This window comes from Allorhizocola rhizosphaerae (assembly GCF_003426775.1).
GTDB classification, from domain to species: Bacteria; Actinomycetota; Actinomycetes; order Mycobacteriales; family Micromonosporaceae; genus Allorhizocola; species Allorhizocola rhizosphaerae.
In genome coordinates this window covers 1-19,938 of the sequence record NZ_QJUG01000042.1, presented here as the reverse complement: position 1 = coordinate 19,938, position 19,938 = coordinate 1, and the positions used below count along the sequence as shown (strand labels likewise).

The window sequence follows — 19,938 nt, the reverse complement described above, 5'->3', positions numbered from 1 at the left end:
GGGTGAGCGCATGGCTGGACGTTCAGTTATCGTCCAGCCATGCGTTTGGAGTACCCGTACCGCACAGAGCGCTTCGGCGCGGTGCGCATCCACGAACTACAGCGCGTAATCGAGATCGACTGCGGTACGCAGACGTACGACGATCAGCTGGGGCCATCCCGGATCGTCTCGCGTGATGCCATCCGCGATGTCGAACGCGATTTGGTGGTCGTCGTGCCCTGCATGAACGAGCCGCGACGGGTGATCGAGGGCGTGCTTTCGGGCATCCCTCACGACTGTCTGATCATCCTGGTGTCCAATAGCGACCGGCAGCCGGTCGATCGCTATGACCTGGAGGTAGGAGCGCTGGAGCAGTTCTGCCGGCTGGCGGACCGTGCGGCGCTCTCCGTGCACCAACGAGATCCCGGGCTCGCGGCGGCGATCAAGGCGGCCGGCATGCCCGAGCTCATCGACGATGACGGGTTGGTGCACAACGGCAAAGGCGAGGCGATGCTCGTCGGGATGGCCCTCGCGGCCATGACCGGCCGTCGCTACGTGGGTTACGTCGATGCCGACAATTACGTCCCGGGCGCCGTCCATGAGTACTGCAAGGTCTATGCCGCGGGGCTGGCCATGGCAGACAGTCCCTACTCGATGGTGCGTATCAGTTGGCACTCCAAGCCCAAGGTCCGCGACAGCAAGCTGTTCTTCAGCCGTCGGGGCCGGAGTTCCGAGATAACCAACGACTTCCTCAACCGGTTGCTTGCCGAATATTCAGGCTTCGGTACGGAGGCGGTCGTCACCGGAAACGCCGGTGAGCACGCGCTGAGCCTCGAACTCGGCGTGCGCATGCGGATGGCAGGCGGCTTCGCGGTCGAGCCATTCCAATATGTGGAATTGTTCGAGCGGTTCGGCGGGCTGCTGGCGCCGGACGCCGCGAACACCGACGTGATGACGTCGGGCGTGTCGGTGCTTCAGATCGAGAGCCGCAACCCGCATTTCCACGACAACAAGGGAGACGAGCACGTGGTGTCCATGCGCACCCAGGCGCTCAACGTCATCTACCACTCCCAGATCTGCCCACCGGCACTCAAGAGTGAAATCGTCGACTTCCTCGGCGGACATTCGCCGCCCGCGGAGCGGATCTATCCGCCCGTGGCCAGCCTCGCGCTGGACCGGTTGTACGACGGCATCACCGCGGAGGCAGAATCGTTTCACCAGATCGTGCAGCGTCTGCCGGCCCGTGTACGGACGGTCACACCGCTACAACGTGCGTGAATAGTTATGGGTGAGCACGGTCACGGTCTCGCCTCGCGGTGCCGGGGGTGGCCTTCGCCGTACCATGCCTTCATAGGCGCGATGCGGCGCTGGCATCTAAATCTCTTTTCATCGTGAGGCGAGTTGTGACTCCCGTTGTTCTGATAGCCGAAGAGTTGGCCCCGGCAGCGCTCGATGTGCTGGCCTATGACTTCGACGTCCGCCACGTGGACGGCACCGACCGACCGGCCCTGCTCAAGGCGCTGTCCGAGGCCGACGCCGTGATCGTGCGCAGTGCCACCCAGATCGACGCCGAGGCCATCGCGGCCGCGCCCCGGCTCAAGGTGGTCGCGCGGGCCGGGGTCGGGCTCGACAACGTCGAGGTCCCGGCCGCCACCGCGCGCGGCGTGATGGTGGTCAACGCGCCCACGTCCAACATCGTGTCGGCGGCGGAGCAGGCGGTCGCGCTGCTGCTCGCGGTCGCGCGCAACACGGCTTCGGCGAGCAACGCGCTGAAAAACGGCGAGTGGAAGCGGTCCAAATACACGGGCGTCGAGCTGCAGGGCAAGACCGTGGGCGTGGTCGGCCTCGGGCGGATCGGGGTGCTCTTCGCGCAGCGCGTGGCCGCCTTCGGCACCCGCCTGATCGCCTACGACCCCTACGTGCAGCCCGCCCGCGCCGCCCAGCTCGGGGTGCGGTTGGTCGGTCTGGAGGAGCTGCTGCGGGAGAGCGACTTCATCTCGATCCACCTGCCCAAGACGCCGGAGACGGTCGGGCTGATCGGGGAGAAGGAGCTCCAGCTGGTCAAGCCCGACGTGCGGATCGTCAACGCGGCGCGGGGCGGGCTGATCGACGAGCAGGCGCTGGCCGATGCCCTGGCCGACGGCCGGGTCGCGGGCGCAGGCATCGACGTTTACGCCAAGGAGCCGTGCACCGACTCGCCGCTGTTCAAGTTCGACAACGTGGTGGCCACGCCGCACCTGGGCGCGTCCACGCACGAGGCGCAAGACAAGGCCGGCCTCGCGGTGGCCAAGAGCGTCAAGCTGGCGCTGCAGGGCGAGTTCGTGCCCGACGCGGTCAACGTGCAGGCGGGCGGTGTCGTGGCCGAGGAAGTGCGCCCGCTGCTGCCGCTGGCCGAAAAGCTGGGCAAGGTCTTCACCGCGGTCGCGGGCGGGGTCGCGGCCAGCGTGACGGTCGAGGTGCGCGGGTTCAGCCAGGACGTTTCGGTGCTCAAGCTGGCCGCGGCCAAGGGCCTGTTCAGCGCGGTGGTCGAGGAGCAGGTGACCTACGTCAACGCGCCCATGCTCGCGGCCGATCGGGGCGTCGAGATCGAGCTCGTGTCGCAGTCCGAGATCGAAGACCACAAGAGCGTGGTGACCGTGCGCGGGGCCCTGCCCGACGGGCGCACCGTCAGCGTGTCCGGCACGCTGGTCACCCACGGCGCCCGCGACCAGATCAAGCTCACCGAGCTCGACGACTTCGACCTGGAGCTCGACGCCGACGGCATCCTGCTGTTCTTCCGCTACGCCGACCGGCCGGGCGTCGTCGGCACCATCGGCACCATCCTCGGCGAAAACGGTGTCAACATCGCGGCCATGCAGGTGGCCCGGCGCGAGGCGGGTGGCGAGGCGCTCATGACCCTCACCGTCGACTCGCCCGTGACCGCCGACCTGCTCGCCGCCGCGGCCTCCAGCATCGGCGCCGGCGCCGCGAGCACGGTCGACCTCACCGACGACTTCTGAGCCACCATCCGACTGTCCATTTCGGACCTCCGGTAGCGGGAGCCCCGGGCGTAACGTGCGCCCGGGGCTCTTGCTTTCCCGCTGCGGCGTTCGTCCAGACGCGGCAGCGGAAGGGCGGCCTCGCGTCCGTGGCTGAGGACTGTGCCACGGGGTTGCGTATTCAGTGGGCGAAGTCCCAGCGGGTGGCGCCGTGGGGTTCGGCACCGGCGACGCCGACGGCGGAGTGCAGCGTAAGGCGGTACAGGTACCACGGCGGCGGACCGGCGCTCGGCGCACTGTATGGCGCGGTGAACGCGTCGCCGTCGACCTCCGCGGGCCAGCCGCCCTTGCGGTACATGGCCGCCACATGCTCCAAAGTGGACGCGTCGGTGACCCGGTGCGCGTCGCCCTCCATCACGAGATCTATGCCGCGCAGGCGCACCGACACACTGCACGCCGGATTGGCGGCGAGGTTGCGCGACTTGCGCGTGCCCGGCCCGCTCACGATGTAGAGCGCGTCGTCGACCCACAGGGCCCCGACCCCCGCGATGTGCGGGCGTCCATTGGGCCGGACGGTGGCCACAAAGAATGTCAGGTCTGACGTTGGCGTTTCGCTGACGAGCAGATCGCGCGGGCGGCTCCACGGCAGCTCCGCGTTGCCGTATCGGTCGAGGTTGCGGGTTGAGGTCGGCTCTGTCATGTAGTCGGTCATACCCACGCGTCGAACGGGCAGTGGGCGGATCGACACCTGTGCCGAGGAAGATTCTGCCCTTGTGACTGATGACTGAAATGCTATTCTGGTCATCAGTCACAAGGGAGGAACATGACCGAGCCGCAGCCGACGAGCCACATCGACCGCGCCGACCGGATCCTTGACGCGGCAAGGGATTTGCTGCTGCGCTGGGGATACCGGCGGGTGACCATCGACGAGATCGCCCGGCGTGCCGGGGTCGGGAAGGGTACCGTCTATCTGCACTGGCGCAGTCGTGAGCAGTTGTTCTTCGCCGTCGGTGCGCGAGAGGCCGTGGCGATGCTCGGCGCGGTGGTGGCCGCCATGCGCGACGACCCGCGGCAGATCGCCTTGCATCAGTACATGCGTCACTTCTTCCTGGAGGCGATGGCCCGGCCGGTGCTGCGCGCCATCTTCACCCGGGACGCCGAGGTATTGGACCGGTTTCTCTCCAGCCCGGCCCGCCGACCGCTGCAGAGCGGCAAGCTGCTTGCCTCCCGCGAATATCTGGGCGTGCTCGCCGACAACGGCCTGCTGCGGGCCGGACTGCGCCCAGAGGATCTGGACTACACCCTGCCCGCGGTCATGTTCGGCTTCTTCGGCATTGACCCGCTCCTACCCTCCGGGGTGGACCTGACCCTCCAGGCAAAGGCCGACCAGGTCGCCGACCTCCTGCGCCACGCGTTCGAGCCGGCGAAGCCGCCACCTTCGGCGCGGTTCATCACCGCCGCGCCGCGGGCCATCGCCATCTTGGACAGGCACACCGACGACTACCGCCGCGCCGCCTATGGCGCATCCGTCGACGAAAGGTGACCAACATGGGCAACGACCTAAGCGGCCTGCACCACGCGGGCCTGGTCGTGGAAGACATGACCACAGCGATCAGCACCTACCGTCGACTGGGCTTCACCGTGCCACCACCGACCTATCCGACAATGCCCACCGCTGCGCAAGCGCCCGCTCGCCCGGTCGGCGCCGCAAACACCCACATCTCCCTGCGCCGCAACTTTGTGGAGCTTGTCACCGTCGTCCAGGACGGCCAGCCGGTCCCGGATGAAGCTCACTTGATGCCCCTCAAGGTGCCGGCCGACAGACTGCCGGGGCTCCTGGCCGCCGTTCGCGGCGCCGTAGCGAACCTCACCGTCTGCCTGAACCGGTTCCAAGGCATGCACATCCTGATCTTCGACTCGGCAGACCTGGATCGCGTCGCCACCCGGCTGGCCGCCGCCGGCGTTGGCCATGGTGGAGTGCACGCGATACAGCGCCCGATAGAAACCGCCGATGGGATCCGAATGGTTCCAGCCCGCTACCTTGAGATCAACAGCGACGAGCCGGACGCGCCACGCGGACTGTTGCCCGAAGGCAGGGTCGGTGTCGCCGAAAACACCACCGTTTTGGGGCAACGCCGGCTGGAGCACGCTAACGGCGCTATCGATCTGGTTGGATGCATGATGTGTGTTCCCGACGACGCTTTGTCGGACTTCGAGCATCGCTACGAGACTTACCTCGGCTGCGCCGCTGACCGCAATGGCCCCGTGCGGACTTTCGGACTCGACGGCGACGCCACAGTCTCCCTCGTCGCCGCCTCCGCCTTGCCCGACGTCCTGCCGGGCGAGCATCCGCCGTTCATTCCCGCCTTCGTCGCGTACACGATTTCGGTGCATGACATCGCCCAGACAGAGCGCCATTTGCGGGCGGCCACGGTGCCATATACCAAGGGACGCAAGGGCGAGCTCGTCGTGCCGGCCGGCGAAGCTCTCGGCGCCGCTGTCATCTTCAGAACCAGCGCCGGCTGATGTCCGCGGCACGAGCGCCGCTCGAACGGTTTTCACATTGTGGAACGCGAGTACCGATGGATAGGACGAGCTACTAGGGTGGCAGCGTGACAAGTATTGCGGTGGTTGGCGGGGACGGGATCGGGCCCGAGGTTGTCGCGGAGGCCATCAAGGTGCTCAACGCGGTCTCTCCCGGCTTCGAGCTGGTCGACTATGACCTAGGCGCCGCCCGCTATCACCGCTCGGGCGAGGTCCTGCCCGACTCGGTCCGCGACGAGCTGGCCCAGCACGACGCGATTCTGCTCGGCGCGGTCGGCGACCCGACCGTCCCACCGGGTGTGCTGGAGCGGGGTCTCCTGCTCAAGCTGCGCTTCGACTTCGACCAATACGTCAACCTGCGCCCGTCCCGGCTGTGGCCCGGCACGGCGGGCCCACTCGCCAACCTCAAGGCGGGCGAGATCGACTTCGTGGTCGTGCGCGAGGGCACCGAGGGGCTTTACACCGGTGCCGGCGGCACACTGCACCGCGGCACGCCCGCCGAGATCGCGACGGAGGAGAGCCTCAACACCCGGCACGGCGTCGAGCGCGTGATCCGCGACGCGTTCCAGCGGGCGCGCCACCGCGAGCGCCGCAAGGTCACCATGGTGCACAAGACCAACGTGCTCACGCACGCCGGCGGCCTGTGGGCGCGCACCTTCGCCGAGGTCGCCCGCGAGTTCCCCGACGTGACGACCGAATATCAGCATGTCGACGCCGCGGCCATGTTCCTGGTGACCAACCCCCAGCGTTACGACGTGGTCGTCACCGACAACCTGTTCGGCGACATCCTCACCGACATCGCGGCCGCCATCACCGGAGGCATCGGCCTGGCCGCGAGCGGCAACATCAACCCGACCGGTGATTATCCGTCGATGTTCGAGCCCGTGCACGGTTCGGCGCCCGACATCGCGGGTCTTGGCAAGGCCGACCCGATCGCGGCCATCCTGTCGGTCTCGCTCCTGCTCGACCATCTCGGCCAGGCCGAGGCGGCGCGCAGGGTCAAGGAGGCCGTCGGGCAGGAGCTGGCGGGTCGTGTTTCCGGCGAGCCGATCCGCACGCCGGAAGTGGGCGATCGAGTAGCGGTACTTGTGAGCTAGACGCAAGGCCCCTGGCCTTGTTGGCCAGGCGCATGAGGCGATCCCGGCCACCAGGGCGCTATGGGGTGAACGAACGTTAGAGGTAAGTTTCACCCGAGAAGCAGTTTCGAGCCTGGAGGGCAGCGCTTATGAGCGGTGGTGGTGGCATGATCGACTTCGAGATCCACAGGAATCCGCAGCCGGTAACGGCCACCGAGCGCGAGGCGCTCCTGGCCAACCCGGGGTTTGGCCGGGTGTTCACCGACCACATGGTCACGATCCGCTACGCGGAGGGCAAGGGGTGGTATGACGCGCGGGTCGAGCCGCGCGCACCGATCCCGATGGATCCGGCGACGGCGGTCCTGCACTACGCGCAGGAGATTTTCGAGGGCCTGAAGGTCTACAACCGTGTCGATGGCAAGCTCGGCCTGTTCCGGGCCGACGCCAACGCGCGCCGGTTCGTCGACTCGGCACATCGCATGGCGATGGCCCCGCTGCCCGAGGAGCTGTTCCTCGGCTCGATCCGGCACCTGGTCAACGTCGATCGCGAGTGGGTGCCGTCCGACGGCGAGAGCAGCCTCTATCTGCGCCCGTTCCAATACGCGAGCGAGGTTTTCCTCGGTGTGCGGCCCTCGCTGGAATATCTTTACGTGCTCATCGCCTCGCCCGTCGGGTCGTATTTCTCGGGCGGTGTCAAGCCCGTGACGCTGTGGGTGTCCACCGACTTCTCGCGTGCCGCGCCGGGCGGCACGGGCGCGGCGAAGTGCGGCGGCAACTACGCGGCGGGCCTGATCGCCCAGGCGCAGGCCATCGAGCAGGGCTGCGACCAGGTGGTGTACTTGGATGCGGTGCACAGAAGATATATTGATGAGTTGGGCGGCATGAATGTCTTTTTCGTGTACGCCGATGGCTCCCTGGCGACCCCCGAGCTCAACGGCGCGATCCTGCCGGGAATCACGCGTGACTCGGTCATCACGCTGGCCCGCGAGGAGGGCCGCACGGTGACCGAACGCCCCGTGACCATCGACGAGTGGCGTGACGGGGCGGCCAGTGGCGAGATTGTCGAGACGTTCGCCTGCGGGACCGCCGCCGTGCTTACCCCGATCGGGCGAGTGCGTGCTGCCGAGGGCGAGTTCGTGATCGGCGACGGCGGCACGGGACCGGTCACCAGCGCTTTGCGGCAGTCCCTCGTGGACATCCAATATGGCCGAATCGCCGACTCTCACCAGTGGACCAGCATCATCTGATCGGTCGTTGCGTACCCCCTGGGTGGGATCCGCTTGGTCGGGAACCACCCGGGCGGGTGCCGGCGTACCCGAAAACAAATTGATACTCGACGCTGGATTCGGGACGCTCTAGATTGTCTACCATGCTTCGACTAACGAGCGAAGCTGGCGATTACTACGCGTGGGCGAATCTGCGGGACGGGCGGACGCTCAGCGGTCGGTCAAGGAAGGTGGCGTCGAGGGCGACGAGCGCCCCGATGATGGCCGCCTGCACCTGGTCGGGGGCGGGCAACCGCCAGCCGACCTGCCGGGGCGTGACGTGCCAGCGCACCGGGCCTTCCGGCAGGACGGTGGGCGGCGCCGGGATCCATGATCCGGCCGTGTGCTGCACGATGTCGGACCGGTCGGCGAGGATGGGCAGCAGCGGGGATCCCCTTCGCACCAAAAAGATCCAGTGTCCGGCGGGTGTGACGATCACGGGCCCGGGTGGCGCTTTGACAACTGAGCCAACGAGCATGGGGACCTCGATGGCGTCAAATGCGTGTCCCGTCGGCAGGAGCACCGAATGCGGTTTGCGGTTCCACCAGTCTTCAGCGAACCCGGTGTGGTGCTCCCAGTCGGGCAGCACCGGATGGCAGCTCGTGGCCCAGCAGGTCGCCCTGTCGCAGGCCATGCGTTCGCCGTTGAAGTATCCGCCCGGCATGACCGGCCAGCCGTGGCCGACGAAGGTTTTCGCCGCACGACGCATCCGCATTCGCATAAACATGTTGACATTCATCTGTGCGTCACCTTCGCCTTCACATTTCGTTGACCTTTGCAAGGTCCAAAATCGCAAGAGTCGTTCTGCAATCTCTAACTGCAACTTGCATCTTAAGTTACTAGGGACTTCGAGATGTACCCGCACAAGTTGTGCGATCGGAGGGCTGGGACCATGGACGAGCTGCCGATAGGACGGCGGGTCGCCTACTGGCGCAACCGGAGAAAGATGTCCCAGCAGGTCTTCGCCGACCGGCTGGGCAAGTCGAAAAGTTGGGTCGACAAGGTTGAGCGAGGGGTGCGGAGGCTCGACAAGCTGTCCGTCACGTCCGAGATCGCCGACGTGCTTCAGGTGGATGTGCAACTGCTCCTGGGGCGCGAACCGGAACGGCGACCCGAAAGCATGAATTGCATCGATCAGATCGAGGTGGCCGAGATCCGGTCCGCATTGGAGCGGTACGACCAGATCAGCGCGTTCTTCTATGCGCCGCCGGAGCCACCGCCGATCGTGGAAATGCGCAAGGCGACGGCACACGCGTGGCAGACCCTCCTGCACGCCAAGTGGGGCATGCTCGCCCGGGTGCTGCCCAAGCTGCTGCGCGACGCGCAGGCCGCAGACACCGCATACGCCGGCAGCGAGCACGCCGAGGAGGCGGCACGACTGCTCGGGCAGGTCTACCAGATCACGTCGTCGGCCATGCGCCGCATGGGCGAACTTGACCTCGGCTGGCTCGCGGCCGACCGGTCCATCGCCGTGTCGCAGCGGGCAGGCGACCATCTGCTCGCCGGCGTGGCCACCGCTCGGGTGGCGCTGGCCCTTCGCGCACTGGGCCGGCACCGCTCCGCGCTGGAGGTCAACGTCAACATCGCCAACCGGCTGTGTCCGGGCGCCGAGCAGGCCGACCCGGATCGGCTCTCGGTCTATGGCTTTCTCCTCCTGCAGGGCGCGATGGCCGCCTCCTGCCTGGGGGACAGCGCGACAATGCACGATCTGCTCAACGCGGCCGAAGACGCGGCGCAGGGGGTCGGCGCCGACGCCAACCACTATTGGACGAGTTTTGGTCCCACGAACGTGTTGCTGCACCGGGCCGCGGCGGCGGTCGAGCTCGGTGAGGGCGGCGCGGCGGTGGCGGTGCACGAGTCGATCAATCCGCACGTGTTCAACGCGCTCGTCCCGGAGCGGCGGGCGCACCACTTCATCGATATGGCGCGAGGCTTCACCCAGGTGGGCGACATCGCCCGCGCGGGTGAGATGCTGCTGGAGTGCGATGCGATCGCGCCGGCCGAGGTGAGATGCCGGCCCATCGCACACGAGGTGATGAGCGATGTGCTGCGCCGCACGAAGGGCTCACCGCCACTGCAGGTCGCCGACCTGGCCGAGCAAATGGGAGTAGGAGTTTGACGGTCCTCTACGTGATCGCCTGTGGTTCCCCAGTCGCCCGCGATGTCGGGCGACTGATTACGTTGGGACAGAAGAAGAATTTTAATGTCTGTCTGGTACCGACCGAGTCCGCGCGGCCGTTCCTCGACATCCCGGCGTTGGCCGAGCTGACGGGCAACCCGGTGCGCAGCACGTTCAAGCATCCAGGCGAGCCGGACCTGCTCCCGCTGCCCGACGCGATCATCGTCGCGCCTGCCACGGTCAACACCATCAACAAGTGGGCCGCCGGCGCGGCCGACACGCTGGCCCTCGCGCTGCTGATCGAGGCGCACGGCCTGGGCATCCCGATCGTGGCCGTGCCCTACACCAACTCGGCGATGGCCAGGCACCCGGCGTTCCAGGAGAGTCTGGTCAGGCTCAAGAGCTGGGGCGTGCGGGTGCTCTATGGTGACGAAGTGGTGAAGCTGCACCCGCCCCGGGCGGCGCACCGGGCAGACTTCCCGTGGCATCTGGCCTTGCGGGCGCTTGGGGAGGGATGGGAGGCATGATGCGGCTCGCCGAGTTGATGGTCCTGTTTGAGGCGCGCTACCCGGCCGAGTGGGCCGAGCACTGGGACCGCGTGGGCCTGGTGACCGGGCGGCCCGAGCGGTCGATCCACCGCGTGCTATGCGTGATCGACGTCACGCCGGACACGGTGGCCGATGCGATCGCGCTGAAGGCCGACCTGATCCTGGCCCACCACCCGCTGCTGCTCAAGGGTGTGTCGTCGGTGGCGGCGGTCAACCCGGCCGGGCGCATGATCCACGATTTGATCGCGAACGACGTGGCCCTGTTTGTGGCGCATACCAACGCCGATATCGCGAGTCCGGGGGTGAGCGATGCGCTCGCCGACGCGCTGGGCATCGTGGGGCGGATGCCGCTGCGGCCGGCGAAGTTCCCCGCGACCGGGGACGGGCGCGGGCACGGCCGGGTCGGGCGGCTCCCGGTGGTGATGCCCCTTCGCGAGTTCGCTCAGCTGGCGGCGCGCGTGCTGCCAACCGGCGACCTGGGGGTGCGCATCGCGGGTGATCCGGCCAAGCGCATCACGCTGGTCGCCGTGTGCGGGGGCTCGGGCGACGAATTTCTTCCGCAGGCCCGCGAGCTGGGCGTGGATGTGTACCTCACCGGAGATCTCAAGCACCACAAGGCGAGCGACCACCTGTTGGAGGGCGGCCCGGCACTGATCGATGCTGGTCACTGGGCGACCGAGCAGCCGTGGCTGGCGGAGGTGGCACAGTGGCTGCAGAAGGAGGCCAGCCTCGAAACCGTGGTGTCGAGCGTGCGCACCGATCCGTGGACCATGCACGTCTACGGAAATTTCGCGCGCTGAGACGAAATCCTGCGGTCGGTGATCGTGCCGCGCACGCGGGGCGCGACCTGGACCCGCGACCCGGCGGCCAAGCTGCGCGGCAGGCTAACGTAGCCGGGTGACCTCAGGCTCGCGCCTCGCGGCCGTCACGGCGGTCGTGCACACGGCCATCGACCACTGGCTGGACGCGCCGCGCGGCACGAGCCTGCGGGCCACCCTCGCGCGGGCGTTTGACCTGATCGCCGTGTTGGAGAATCGTGGTACCCATAAGCGCATAACGGAGACAGGGAGCTCATGAAGGCCGACCCCAAAGACCAGCAGCGCCTGCTCGACCTGCAGGCCATCGACACGGCGCTGCGGCAGCTCGCCCATCGAAAGAAAAACCTGCCGGAGTTCGCCGAGGTCGACGGGCTGACGAAGGTGATCGGCGCGCTCGAGGACGAGCGGGTGCGGGCCGAGGTGGACCTCGACGACCTCGACCGCGATATCGCGCGCCTGGAGCGGGAGATCGACTCGGTGCGCCAGCGGCACGATCGCGACCGGCAGCGGCTCGACGACGGGCGCCTTCCGGCGCGCGAGCTGACCGCGCTGGAGCACGAGATGGTCTCGCTCAAGCGGCGTCAGTCCGAATTGGAGGATGCCGAGCTTGAGCTGATGGAGAAGCGGGAGACCGCACAGGCCACTTTGGACGCCGTCGACGAGAAGATCGCCTCCGCGCGGGCCAGGCGCGAGGGCGCCGAGGAGAAGCGCGACGCGGCACTGGGCGAGATCGCCAAGGAGGAGGAGTGGAAGGGGCAGGCGCGCCGGCCACTGGTGGCCGATCTGCCCGCCGAACTGGTTGCGCTGTATGAGAAGGTGGGCGCGGCATTGGTCCAACATGGACGATGTGGCTCGTGCCGCATCGAGCTGTTCGGCGCCGACCGGGCACGGGTCAAGGCCGCGCCTGCGGACGAGGTGGTGCGGTGCGAGGAGTGCCGGTGCATCATGGTGCGCACAGCGGAGTCCGGCCTGTGAGAGTCGTTGTCCAGGCTGATGGCGGGGCCCGGGGAAACCCTGGGCCTGCGGGCTACGGGGCGGTGGTGCGCGATGCCGAGACCGGGGTCGTGCTCGCCGAGCGCTGGGAGGCGCTGGGCGTCACCACCAACAACGTCGCCGAATACTCGGGCCTGATCGCGGGCCTGGAGGCCGCGTTGGAGATGGGCGCGACCGAGGTCGAGGTCCAGATGGACTCCAAGCTTGCGATCGAGCAGATGTCGGGCCGGTGGCAGATCAAGAATCCCGGGCTGCGCACGCTGGCCGCGAAGGCGGCGGCGCTGCAGCGCAAGTTCCGGGCCGTGGACTATCGGTGGATCCCGCGGGAGCGCAACAAGCACGCCGATGAGCTGGCCAACCGGGCCATGGACGGTGCCGATGCGGTTGCCGAGACGCCTGCTCCCGCCCCGACGTGGGAGCCGCGCACGGACGCGCGCACCCGGCTGGTCCTGGTGCGGCACGGCCAGACCGCGCTTACCGCGGAGAAGCGCTACTCCGGGCGGGGCGATGTCCCGCTGACCGACACCGGGCGGGCGCAGGCGCGGGCCGTCGCGGCCCGGGTCGCCGCCATGCGCCCCGAGGTCGCGGTCACCTCGCCGCTGTCGCGCTGCGTCGAAACCGCGCGGCTCATCGGCTCGCCGGTCGTGGTCGAGCAGGACCTGATCGAGTGCGACTTCGGTGAGTGGGAGGGCATGACGTTCGCCGACGTGCGGGCGCGCTTCCAGAGCGAGCTCGACACGTGGCTCGGCTCGACCGCGGTGGCACCGCCGGGAGGCGAGTCGTTCCAACAGGTTTCGAAACGCGTGCGGGCGGTGGTGGGCCGGTTGCGCGAATCCTACGCGGGCCAGACCATCGCGGTGGTGTCGCACGTGTCGCCGATCAAGCTGATTCTGCGTGACGCGCTGGCGGCGGGCGATGCCATCCTGCACCGGCTGTACCTCGACCCGACCGGGCTGTCCATTGTGGACCTCTACCCGGACGGCGGGGTCGCGGTGCGTACCGTCAATGACACCTCTCATCTCGACGGACTCGGCTCGCCCTAGGGTGTCAGATATTCAAACCAGACCTCGATGGTGATATATCCCGGGGTCTCGGTGGCGTGCGAGATGTCGACGAACTTCACAAACGAGATGGGTCCGATGGCGGCCCCCTCGTCCTCGTCGCGGCAATACACGCGGCCGGCCTGGATCGGGAGTGCGTCGACTCCGGTGAATCCGTGCGAGCCGCACTGCGGCGGCGTGGGCGTCGCGCTCCCGGTTGCCGTCGCGCCATAGTAGAAGATCTGCGTCCACGCCCTGTCGTAGGCGACCGCGTAATCCTCCACGCCCACCTGGGTCCGGGTGGGCTGCGAGATCCCGTTGAACTTGATGGCGTCCTTGAGTTCCTTGTCCGCGGTGGACCGGTCGTAGAGGGTGTACCGCCACGGGCCCGCCTTCGCCCAGGGAAGTGTGCTCATCCGCACGTGTGCGCTGTCGGCCGACTCGCGGCCGGCGGTGTCGAAGGCGCGCACGAAGTATTCGTAGGACTTGTTGGTGGGCAGGTCGGTGTCGGTGAACGACAGGCCGTTCGCGGTTTTGTGCAGGCCGCCGTCGCGGAAGACGCGGTACCCGGCGATGGGATTGCTGCCCGGCGACGACGGTTGCCAGGACATGGTGATCGAGCTTTGGTTGCTGCGGTCGTGCTTGAAACCCTTGGGCGCGCTCGGCGGTGTCGGCCCAGGCTGCGGGGGAAGCGGCGCATCCCCGGCGGGAGTCGTCACCGTGACGGCCGGGCTCGACTCCGACTCCTCGCGCTTGGCGGTGTCGACCACGCGCACGGCATAGCTGTACGACGTCTGCGGCGCCACGGTCGTGTCGGTGTAGGTGGGCTGGTTGCTCTGGGCGATCTTCGCGCCGTCGCGCAGCACGCTGTACTCCAGACCGGGCCCGCTGTCCGTCCAAGCGAGGGTCACGGATCGGGCCTCGATCGCCGTGGCCGCCAACCCGTTGGGCGGTTTCAAGGTCGCCGACGGCTTGAGGGTGCTCACCTTGCGCTTGATCGGCACCGATTCGCCGCCGTCTACCCCGACGGCGATCACGCTGTACTCGTACTCCGTGGCGGGCTTGACGTTCTTGTCTTCGTATCTGGTGTCCGTGACCTCCTCCAGGAAATCCCCGTTGCGCAAGACCTTGTACGCCTTCACCCTGTCGGCGGGCGCGTCCCACGTCAGGGTGACGCTGTCTGCGGAGACCTCCGGGGTGAGCTGGGTCGGCGGCGCGGGCGTCTTCGGCGGCCACAGCAACGCCGAACCGGCGATCACCGCCACGGCCAGCAGCCCGGCCACGACCTTGCGGGCATTGCTCATCTTGGCGATCGGGCCGCCGAACACGCCATAGGTGGCCACACACACGCCCAGCCCCACCGACGCGCCCACGATCAACGGCGGGAAGTCCAACGGCACCGCGGCCACCAGGCCGCTGAGAGCCAGGACAAAACCCGCGATGAGAATGACGATTTCGGTACGCGAACGCGCCGATCCCTCCCCCTCGACCATGGACGAACGGTAGGCGGTTCGAGGCGATGGATTGAACCCCAGAAATGTGGGGATTCGCTAGGGTGGGGGCCATGCCGCCACGCCGCAGGCGAGACCCGGGCCGGGTGGCCCGAGAAGTGCAGGAAAATCTGGTACCGGCGGGCAATGCCATCGACGTCATCAACCGCGCGATCGACGTGTTGCTGCCGCATGTGCCCGCGGCGATCTGGTGCGGTGTCGTGGTCGACCCGGCCACGCTGCTCGATACCGGGGGCGAGCATCGCAGCGGCTTCCCGGCGTCGGTGATGCCCCGGCTGTTCGAGATCGAGCACGGCGAGCAGGACGACGTGGACAGCCTGCGCCGACTCGTCCGGCGGGCGGAGCCGGCCAGCGCGCTGAGCGCGTCCACGGCCGGGCAGCTGCACACGAGCAAGTACTACCGCGACATCCTGCGACCGCTCGACCTGGCCGACGAGCTTCGCGTGTTGCTGCGCGACGGCGGCCGGACGTGGGGTCTGCTCGTCATGTGCCGGGAGGAGGGCACGGCCGGATACAGCGCGCAGGACGTGGAAATCGCGGCCGCCGTGGCGGTGCCCGCGGCCGCGGCTCTGCGCAAGTCTCTGCTCACCGGCGGGGTCGATGGCGGGACCGTGCCCGATGCGCCGGGCGTCGCCGTCGTCAACCGGGACCACAGCATGGCCGCGCTCAGCCCGACCGCACAGCACTGGCTCGACCGGCTCGCCGAAAATCACGAACCGGGACGGACCCCGCACGCGGTCTCCGCGATCGTGAGCCACGCCCGCGCGGGCGAGCCGGGAGCGATCGCCCGCTCCCGCGCCCGCACGCGCGACGGCGGCTGGGTCACGCTGCACGCCTGGCACACGTCCGAAACCGGCCAGACCACGATCTCGATCGGGCCGGCGCTGCCCGGCGAACTCGCCGCGCTCATCCTCGACGCGTATCCGTTCACGGCCCGCGAACGGGAGATCACCCAGCTGGTCCTGTTAGGACGATCGACGGCCGAGATCGCTGCGGCGCTTTACGTTTCCACGCACACCGTCCAGGACCACCTGAAGGCGGTGTTCGACAAGACGGGTGTGCGCAGTCGCCGCGATCTCGTCGCCGACGTGTTCTTCCAGCATTATCTGCCGCAGCTGGCCAGTGCCCGCCTGACGACCGACGGCCGTCTGCTAACGCAGTAGGAACTCCTGCACGGCCGCGTCGGCCTCGGCGTTGCGGCCCTGCATCGAGTGGCCCATGCCGGGCACGATCACCAGGCGGGCGCGCGGCGTGCACGCGGCCAGATCGCGCGCCCACTTGTCCGGTGTGGACAGGTCGCGGTCCCCGTTGAGCAGCAGCACGGGCATGGTGAGCTTCTTGAACGGCGGCCTCGGGCTGGGCCGGCTCGGCGGCCACTGCCCGCACACCGACGCGATGGCCTGCTCGCCCGCCGCGCTTGTGGGGAACGGCCACACATACGCCGGTGACAGCTTGCCGACCGCCCGTGCCAAGGCCTGCTCTCGCCCGGCGAGCGGCGCAGACGAGTCGCCCCATGGCGCGTCCACCAGATCCGCGCAGATGGTCGCTATGTGCAGGCCCGAGCTGAACTCGCTCGCCGGGGTGAAGTTGCTGTGCAGTCGCTCGATCGCCGTGCGCATCGGCGCCAGGTCGCCCTCGCCGGCCTGCCGCAACAACCGCAGCACCGGGAAGTACGTCTGCCCGGTCAGCTTCGGATCGACGATGCTCGCGATAATGATGAAGTCGAAGAAGTCGACTGCGTTGAGCCCGGCCTGCAGCGCGCGCTCCAGATAGACAGCGGGATCCCAGTCACAGCCCTGTTCGCGGCACGCTTCCCGCAGCACGAACTCCACGCGATGGAAGCTGTCCGCGTACAGCGTGTAGATGCCCTCCTTGGGCACGACCGAGTCAAGCACCAGCCGCTCCACCCGCCATGGATAGGTCAGGCCGTACTGTGCCGCGACGAACGCTCCATATGAGACGCCGTCCAGCGTCCACCTGCGCACGCCCAACGCCGCGCGCAGCTCGTCGAGGTCTTTCACCGTGTCGTGGGTCGTGTAGAAGTGCCGCGTCTCTCCGAAAATCGCCGCACACTCCGCGATCGCCGCTGCCGACGGCGGCCGTACATCCGACGATCCCACCTCCCGCTGCAGCTGCGGGCAGTCGATCGCGCCCGCGCCCGTCCCGCGCTGGTCAATCATCACCAGCCGGTAGTCGGCCAGCAGATAGGCCAGCCGCTGCGAAATACGCGGGACGAAGCTCACCCCCGGCTGCCCCGGGCCACCGGTCAGGACCAGCAGTGTGCCGCGCGGTGCCGTGGCATCGGTCTCGAATGCCACCTGCAACCGCAACGTCTCGCCGCCGCGGCCCGACCTGTCCAGCGGCACCGGCAGAAACGCGCACGTGAATCCCGTCATCCCCGCACATTCGTGTCTGTCCACAAGCGACGGTCCGCCCGCCTGACCCGGACTGGCGGTCAGCGTGGCCATCATCAACGCGGCACATAACGCCGCACCCCATCGTGACTTCATCCCCGCATGCAATCGCATGCCCATAGCCACGGCGTAGAACTTCTATGCTCTTAGAATCTTTTTGAGGGTACCGGGTGAGCCTCCCGCGTGCCGCCGCACCACCCTGATCATGTGCGCCTGGTCGGCAAAACCGTACCGGGCCGCCAGCTCCCGCAGGTTGTCCGCGCCATCCTGCAGCTCACCGAGCACCTCCCGCACCCGCGCGCGATTGCGATACTCCGTCAGCGTCTGCCCCGTCACCCTCCGAAACGTGCGGCTCAAATGGTGCGGCGAGCAATCCAGCAGCCCCGCGATCTCGCCCAGCCCCACCGTGTATCCGACCGCCGCCAACAACTGCGCGGCATGCGACGTCAGCCTGCGATGCGCCGCCGTCACCGCTCCCGTCGGGGCCAACCCGGCGTTGGGCAGCCGCTCCAACAACATGCCGATGCGCTCGTTCAGCTCCAACTCGTCGATCCCGCGCCGGGCCGCCGTGACGATCTGCCGCTGCGCCAGGTCGATCTCGTCGTCCACGGCGAACACACCGGTTCGCAGCGGGTCGGCCAGTTCCTCGGACAGGTCCAGAAGCACAAGCTGATCGCCACACCCCAGCGGATGCGCGACCGCCATCTCGTCGCCCGGCTTGACCACCAGCACCGAGGTGCTGTCGCCAAACGACTCCACCCCGTTCACCCGGCGCAGGTAAGCCCCGTGCCGCACGAACGCCACGCGATGCCTGCGCACCGGCGACCCGGCCGTCCACTTCGGATCCTCGACCGGGCACAATCCCTCAATCAGGCACGCCCCGTCCACACACCACACGTTCACCCTCACCCAACGCCTGGATCACGCTCACAGGTTGCCTCCCACGGATCGCGCTCGCGGCGCGCCTCGCCTCCGGCACCCGGTGGCAAGCATGCCGACCATCGGCCGATTGACAGTCTTCCCCGCCGCTGGCCAAGAATCTGCGGTGACTTCGGCCGAACCCAAGCACGCCGTTGCGGCCATCCCATGCCGTTGGCGCTTCGGCCTGTGGCCTTCTTGTGCGCTGCGTGGTCTGCCTGCCGTTGGCGCTTCGGCTCGCGGCCCTCTTGCGCCGGGCAGGGCTGGGGCGCGGGTGACCGCCGCCGCTAAGCAGGTCGCCAAAAGCCTTGTCCGTAACGTCGGCGACCGGGGCCAGGTCAGCCCAGAACTATCCGCCGAAGTCACGGACAACAATTCTGAGCAGGTGCTCAGAGCAGCGCCAGCACGGCATCGATCGTGTCGGCCTCGGAGGCCGGCTTGTCCTCCCGATATCTCAGCACTCGCGCGAACCGCAGCGCCACCCCACCCGGATATCGCGTGCTCCGCTGCACCCCGTCGAACGCGACCTCCACCACCAACTCCGGCCGCACCTTGACCACCCAGTCGCCGCGCTCCACCGCCAACGACAGCAGCTTTTCCGTCTGCCACGCGAGCATCTGATCGGTCAGCCCCTTGAACGTCTTGCCCAGCATCACGAACCCGCCCCCACGCGGATCCCGCGCCCCCAGATGCAGGTTGGAAAGTTTGCCCGTGCGCCGCCCGTGCCCCCACTCCACGGCCAGCACCACCAAATCGAGCGTGTGTCGCGGCTTGACCTTCACCCACGCCGACCCGCGCCGCCCGACGTCGTATGCCGCCTCGGCCGCCTTGACCACGACACCCTCGTGCCCCGCGCTCAACGAAGCCTGGAACGCCGCCTCGGCCTCCGCCTCACCGGACACCATGACCCGCCGCACGCGCATCTCCTCGGGCACCACCTCATCCAAAGCAGCCCACCGCACCGCTCCCGGCTCGTCGATGAGATCGCTCCCGTCCACGTGCAGCGCGTCGAAGAAATATGCCCGTAGCGACCCGGACTCCCTGCGCATCGAGCGGCTGGCCGTGTCTTGGAACGGCATCGGCCGCCCGTCGGGCCCGACCGCGAGCGCCTCACCGTCGAGCACGACCCGCGCCACCGGCAGCCGCAAAACCTGCTGCACCACCTCGGGCATGCGCCCGGTCAGGTCGTCGAGGCTGCGGCTGAACACCGCCACCGTCTCGCCCTCCCGGTGCACCTGGATGCGCACGCCGTCGAGCTTGTCGTCGACCGCGGCCGGAACCCCGGTCGCGGCAAGGGCCGTGCCCACGTCGGCTGCCGACTGAGCGAGCATGGGTGCGATCGGCCGGCCGACCGTGAGCGCGAACTCGGCGAGCGCCGGCGCTCCACCCAGCAATGCGGCCACCGCCACCAACTTCAGGTCTCCGGCCAACAGCAGCGCGCGCCGAATGGTGCCCGCGGGCACAAGCGCGGCAACGGCTATCGCGTCGGCGAGCAGCCCGGCCTGCGCGCCCTGCCGCAGCTCGCCCGTGACCAGCCCGCCGAGCATGCGCTGCTCGTCAACGGTCGCCGCGCCGAACAGCCGGTGCACCAGCTCGCGCCGCCGCGCCTGCGACCCCTGCCCGGACAGCGCGCCCATCGACTCGAACGCGGTGTCGACGTCGCGCACCGTCAGCGTGGCCGCCTCGGCCGGTGGCGGCAGGTCGCGCAGGCCCGCATAGCCCAGGCCGATCTGGC

The 19,938-nt window shown here is 68.3% G+C and carries 19 protein-coding genes; 13 read left to right on the top strand and 6 right to left on the bottom strand.

Annotated features, from left to right (window positions below; genetic code table 11):
• Window positions 1–39: 39 nt before the first annotated feature.
• Both mpgS and serA read left to right on the top strand, forming a co-directional pair.
• Window positions 40–1,257 carry a mannosyl-3-phosphoglycerate synthase gene (mpgS, locus tag DM816_RS11480; RefSeq protein WP_117210155.1) on the top strand — a complete coding sequence of 406 codons (1,218 nt, stop codon included), beginning with the start codon at window positions 40–42 and terminating at the stop codon, window positions 1,255–1,257.
• A gap of 125 nt (window positions 1,258–1,382) precedes the next feature.
• Window positions 1,383–2,978, top strand: a complete 1,596-nt coding sequence (serA, locus tag DM816_RS11475) for a phosphoglycerate dehydrogenase (RefSeq protein ID WP_117210154.1) — start codon at window positions 1,383–1,385, stop codon at window positions 2,976–2,978.
• A gap of 160 nt (window positions 2,979–3,138) precedes the next feature.
• Here serA and DM816_RS11470 read toward each other — a convergent pair whose 3' ends face one another.
• A complete protein-coding gene (locus DM816_RS11470; RefSeq protein ID WP_117210182.1) occupies window positions 3,139–3,657 on the bottom strand; it encodes a pyridoxamine 5'-phosphate oxidase family protein in 519 nt (172 codons plus the stop codon).
• 123 nt (window positions 3,658–3,780) lie between these two features.
• On the opposite strand from DM816_RS11470, the gene DM816_RS11465 reads away from it, so the two are divergent.
• The 4 genes from DM816_RS11465 to DM816_RS11450 all read left to right on the top strand — a co-directional run bounded on the left by DM816_RS11465 (window position 3,781) and on the right by DM816_RS11450 (window position 7,824).
• On the top strand, window positions 3,781–4,500 hold the full coding sequence (locus DM816_RS11465) for a TetR/AcrR family transcriptional regulator (protein ID WP_117210153.1): 720 nt from the start codon (window positions 3,781–3,783) through the stop codon (window positions 4,498–4,500).
• A 5-nt stretch (window positions 4,501–4,505) separates the two neighbouring features.
• Window positions 4,506–5,483 carry a VOC family protein gene (locus tag DM816_RS11460; protein ID WP_246001882.1) on the top strand — a complete coding sequence of 326 codons (978 nt, stop codon included), beginning with the start codon at window positions 4,506–4,508 and terminating at the stop codon, window positions 5,481–5,483.
• An 86-nt stretch (window positions 5,484–5,569) separates the two neighbouring features.
• A complete protein-coding gene (locus DM816_RS11455; protein WP_117210151.1) occupies window positions 5,570–6,598 on the top strand; it encodes a 3-isopropylmalate dehydrogenase in 1,029 nt (342 codons plus the stop codon).
• A 146-nt stretch (window positions 6,599–6,744) separates the two neighbouring features.
• Window positions 6,745–7,824, top strand: coding sequence for a branched-chain amino acid aminotransferase (locus DM816_RS11450; RefSeq protein WP_425455235.1), 1,080 nt, complete (start codon window positions 6,745–6,747; stop codon window positions 7,822–7,824).
• A gap of 154 nt (window positions 7,825–7,978) precedes the next feature.
• On the opposite strand, the gene DM816_RS11445 is transcribed toward DM816_RS11450, so the two are convergent.
• A complete protein-coding gene (locus DM816_RS11445; protein ID WP_211588643.1) occupies window positions 7,979–8,557 on the bottom strand; it encodes a bifunctional DNA primase/polymerase in 579 nt (192 codons plus the stop codon).
• 177 nt (window positions 8,558–8,734) lie between these two features.
• Here DM816_RS11445 and DM816_RS11440 point away from each other — a divergent pair, with 177 nt between their 5' ends.
• The 6 genes from DM816_RS11440 (at window position 8,735) to DM816_RS11420 (ending at window position 13,363) form a co-directional block, all read left to right on the top strand.
• Window positions 8,735–9,961 carry a helix-turn-helix domain-containing protein gene (locus DM816_RS11440; RefSeq protein WP_117210149.1) on the top strand — a complete coding sequence of 409 codons (1,227 nt, stop codon included), beginning with the start codon at window positions 8,735–8,737 and terminating at the stop codon, window positions 9,959–9,961.
• Entirely contained in the window at window positions 9,958–10,488 is a 531-nt protein-coding gene (locus DM816_RS11435) for a flavoprotein (RefSeq protein WP_246001880.1), read from the top strand. Before DM816_RS11440 ends, DM816_RS11435 begins: the two co-directional genes overlap by 4 nt.
• Window positions 10,485–11,309 carry a Nif3-like dinuclear metal center hexameric protein gene (locus tag DM816_RS11430; protein ID WP_425455234.1) on the top strand — a complete coding sequence of 275 codons (825 nt, stop codon included), beginning with the start codon at window positions 10,485–10,487 and terminating at the stop codon, window positions 11,307–11,309. Before DM816_RS11435 ends, DM816_RS11430 begins: the two co-directional genes overlap by 4 nt.
• 97 nt (window positions 11,310–11,406) lie before the next feature.
• The gene (locus DM816_RS11425; protein ID WP_117210147.1) at window positions 11,407–11,586 is read left to right on the top strand and encodes a hypothetical protein; all 180 of its coding nucleotides are present in this window, start codon (window positions 11,407–11,409) and stop codon (window positions 11,584–11,586) included.
• The gene (locus DM816_RS44355; RefSeq protein ID WP_246001879.1) at window positions 11,583–12,302 is read left to right on the top strand and encodes a zinc ribbon domain-containing protein; all 720 of its coding nucleotides are present in this window, start codon (window positions 11,583–11,585) and stop codon (window positions 12,300–12,302) included. Before DM816_RS11425 ends, DM816_RS44355 begins: the two co-directional genes overlap by 4 nt.
• A complete protein-coding gene (locus tag DM816_RS11420) occupies window positions 12,299–13,363 on the top strand; it encodes a histidine phosphatase family protein (RefSeq protein WP_246001877.1) in 1,065 nt (354 codons plus the stop codon). The genes DM816_RS44355 and DM816_RS11420 overlap by 4 nt, the downstream gene beginning before the upstream one ends.
• On the opposite strand, the gene DM816_RS11415 is transcribed toward DM816_RS11420, so the two are convergent.
• Window positions 13,360–14,853, bottom strand: a complete 1,494-nt coding sequence (locus DM816_RS11415) for a fibronectin type III domain-containing protein (RefSeq protein ID WP_117210145.1) — start codon at window positions 14,851–14,853, stop codon at window positions 13,360–13,362. The two genes, DM816_RS11420 and DM816_RS11415, sit on opposite strands and share 4 nt — an antisense overlap.
• 71 nt (window positions 14,854–14,924) lie before the next feature.
• On the opposite strand from DM816_RS11415, the gene DM816_RS11410 reads away from it, so the two are divergent.
• A complete protein-coding gene (locus DM816_RS11410; protein ID WP_162907354.1) occupies window positions 14,925–16,034 on the top strand; it encodes a helix-turn-helix transcriptional regulator in 1,110 nt (369 codons plus the stop codon).
• On the opposite strand, the gene DM816_RS11405 is transcribed toward DM816_RS11410, so the two are convergent.
• The 3 genes from DM816_RS11405 to DM816_RS11395 all read right to left on the bottom strand — a co-directional run.
• On the bottom strand, window positions 16,023–17,381 hold the full coding sequence (locus DM816_RS11405) for an alpha/beta fold hydrolase (RefSeq protein ID WP_162907353.1): 1,359 nt from the start codon (window positions 17,379–17,381) through the stop codon (window positions 16,023–16,025). The two genes, DM816_RS11410 and DM816_RS11405, sit on opposite strands and share 12 nt — an antisense overlap.
• 42 nt (window positions 17,382–17,423) lie before the next feature.
• Window positions 17,424–18,194 carry a helix-turn-helix transcriptional regulator gene (locus DM816_RS11400; RefSeq protein WP_162907352.1) on the bottom strand — a complete coding sequence of 257 codons (771 nt, stop codon included), beginning with the start codon at window positions 18,192–18,194 and terminating at the stop codon, window positions 17,424–17,426.
• Between the two features lie 398 nt (window positions 18,195–18,592).
• Window positions 18,593–19,938, bottom strand: a 1,346-nt coding sequence (locus DM816_RS11395) for an ATP-dependent DNA ligase (RefSeq protein ID WP_117210141.1), incomplete at its 5' end; no start/stop codon positions are given.